Raw genomic sequence first — 1,861 nt, 5'->3', positions numbered from 1 at the left:
GCCAAAACAATCAGAAAAAAGGAAGGATGCTCCATCGAGCAGCTCTTTACCGCTTATGCACTTTAAATCATTTTATATGGGATCAGCTATATCTGAAGTTAGTAAGGACAATAAACATTTTCAGTCATAGGAAAATGTTTTAAATTACGTGTTGCAAGTATCAGATTATTGCATTCGGCAGATGCTGCAAGTAATCCGTCAACAATCCCAACACCATGACTTTTGCCGTATTGTCGGCGATATAGACCGCCTTTCACAGCGGCTTCATCATTCAGTGGGATTACAGGGAGATATTGCAGTAGATTATCAAGTATGGTTCACTCTTTCCCTTCTCGAACACCTGCATACAATTCTGCAACGGTAAGGGCTGAAAGATAAGGTGGATCATTAAGTCCTTCCAGAAATTGAGCAGCTTTTGCATTTCCTCGAAAGAAATCAATGAGAATACAAGTATCCAGAAGATAGTTGGCCATTTTTAACGGTCGAATTCGTTACGGATATTCTGCATGTGTTTAGCAGCTTTTTCATCCTTGGCCCACATGCCTTTCATATTATGCAAGGCTTGCTTCCATTGAGTGTGCATTACTTTTTTTTCTGATAGTAATAAGTTAATTGCTTCACGAATTAATTCACTTCGATGTCTGCCAGATGTAAGGGCGAGAGAATTGAGCGCTTGCTCTTGCTCATTAGATAAATACACTTGGGTGCGTTTCATTAAGGTTTGTTTCATATGAACACCTATCAGTTATTTTATTGACACTTTTAAACCGTTAACTTTAATGCCTAAATCTGACAGCGTGTTTATTGCAGCATCAGCAGTTTTAAAGACACGGCGGGCACCGCGGGCTGATTTAAGGGTGTAGGAGCGATCTTTTCCGAAGAATTCAAGACTATAGCCGGGTTCGTCCCATGGTTCACGCATTATTGATACTTCGTTAATAACACCGAGATCAATATATTCACGAACTTGCTGAACATTCAAAAACATGTTTTCCTCCCAACATTAGCGAGGGATCATCTTAACAAGAATGCTATTTTGTCTCAACAAAATATATTTTTTGCATCAACATTTTTATAGATTTGTTGCTATGGTTGCATTACTTTTGCCCAGCCAGCCATGTTTAACGGCCAGACGGCAGGTTTCTGCAGGAATAACGAGCCGTTCGGCGCTGTGGCCATAGCAAACACATTGTGTCTGGTTAGATATGCAGCTAAAGACTTTCGACCAGTCTATCTGATCAGATACGACCGCTTGAGCCATTGGTGCAAGCGGTAAGGAAACAGGTTCAGGTTTTATCGGCTGGTTTACTGGTATGATTTGAGGTTTCTCAATTTCTGCTTTTGATGCATCAGCGACTGTTTGTTCCTGCGGATCAAGGCGAGACGACGCACCGCCTCCGTCGTGCGGGCGCTTCTGTGCAGTATCTGTCCCATAAATCCACCATCAATAGCTGGCTGTATATTGCTCCAATACACCGTGGGACTAAACACCCTAGTAATTGATTAATTTCGCCGCAATCCCTTTTAAATTAAAACTGTGTTGTTGCCCAAAAAAGAATCTGAGCATGAATCGATTTTACGCTTCAAAAATCCAGAGAGTACGTCTTCCCTTCAGAGGAACCAAAATTATCAGGTTCGGTTAGCGTTGCCTATCATTTAGGCAACGCTAATTTTCATTTGCCCTGCACAACATAGAACAGTTATCCACAGTCTTACCCCCTGTATTTGTGAGTAATCGACTAACGCTATTACCTGATCAATCATTAATCCTAAATTCCTCTTTTAACTCGAGCCAGGAGCCAAGTGAAGGGATGGTGAATCGGGAACTGGAGGATTTTCTGGTCTGGCAGCGAAGATTTTG

General features: G+C 41.6%; 3 protein-coding genes. All 3 read right to left on the bottom strand.

Features of this window, described 5'->3' with window-relative positions; all coding sequences use genetic code 11:
* Positions 1 to 317: 317 nt before the first annotated feature.
* From BLV54_RS16580 to BLV54_RS15125, 3 genes are read right to left on the bottom strand one after another with little or no spacing between them, the layout of a single operon-like run.
* Positions 318 to 473 carry a PIN domain-containing protein gene (locus BLV54_RS16580; protein WP_218132443.1) on the bottom strand — a complete coding sequence of 52 codons (156 nt, stop codon included), beginning with the start codon at positions 471 to 473 and terminating at the stop codon, positions 318 to 320.
* A gap of 2 nt (positions 474 to 475) precedes the next feature.
* Positions 476 to 730, bottom strand: a complete 255-nt coding sequence (locus tag BLV54_RS15130) for a ribbon-helix-helix domain-containing protein (protein WP_090572404.1) — start codon at positions 728 to 730, stop codon at positions 476 to 478.
* Between the two features lie 15 nt (positions 731 to 745).
* Positions 746 to 988: a hypothetical protein gene (locus BLV54_RS15125; protein ID WP_090572403.1), complete on the bottom strand. Its 243-nt coding sequence runs from the start codon at positions 986 to 988 to the stop codon at positions 746 to 748.
* Between the last annotated feature and the right edge of the window lie 873 nt (positions 989 to 1,861).

The organism is Nitrosomonas sp. Nm33 (assembly GCF_900107265.1).
Taxonomy (GTDB): domain Bacteria; phylum Pseudomonadota; class Gammaproteobacteria; order Burkholderiales; family Nitrosomonadaceae; genus Nitrosomonas.
This window is presented reverse-complemented; position numbering and strand designations above follow the sequence as displayed.

Excerpts from the sequence above, each read along its gene's own strand:
- BLV54_RS15125 (WP_090572403.1), bottom strand. The coding sequence starts at position 988 with ATGTTTTTGAATGTTCAGCAAGTTCGTGAATATATTGATCTCGGTGTT.
- BLV54_RS16580 (WP_218132443.1), bottom strand. The coding sequence starts at position 473 with ATGGCCAACTATCTTCTGGATACTTGTATTCTCATTGATTTCTTTCGA.
- BLV54_RS15130 (WP_090572404.1), bottom strand. The coding sequence starts at position 730 with ATGAAACAAACCTTAATGAAACGCACCCAAGTGTATTTATCTAATGAG.